Here is a 385-nt window from a genome sequence, read left to right as displayed (position 1 = left end):
GATACTTCCCCTTATTCGGGAGAATGTTATCAATCCAATAGGTCAGCTCATTCCTCAACTGGCGACGCTCAGCAACAGCAACAGCAGGAATGAACATGATATGCCTAAACTGTTCATCCATCTGCTTAGCTAATCCAGACAGCAAACCCACCTTGAAAAAGGTGCCATCCTGCTTCTTACGCCTAGACGGAATCMCCAGACCTTCAAGCCTGTCAGCAATGCGATCAGATTGAAGCCTTATGGCCTCATCCCTGCCAATGCGTTCAAGATGTTTAAACACATCAACCTTGTTCCCACTGTTGCGACGAAGAAGCTCATAAAAACCTATCCGAGAAGATGACTCACACCCATTCTCAGACGGTCCTGCATCAAAAATCTCTCCGCG

Annotated in this window: 1 protein-coding gene; it reads right to left on the bottom strand. The window is 47.1% G+C overall.

Going from position 1 to position 385, the window contains the following annotated elements; all coding sequences use genetic code 11:
• A partial coding sequence (locus KP705_RS18980) for a hypothetical protein (RefSeq protein WP_215765433.1) occupies positions 1–385 on the bottom strand: 385 nt, incomplete at both ends.

The organism is Gluconobacter sp. P1D12_c, assembly GCF_018812105.1.
Lineage (GTDB): Bacteria > Pseudomonadota > Alphaproteobacteria > Acetobacterales > Acetobacteraceae > Gluconobacter > Gluconobacter oxydans_A.
This window is presented reverse-complemented; position numbering and strand designations above follow the sequence as displayed.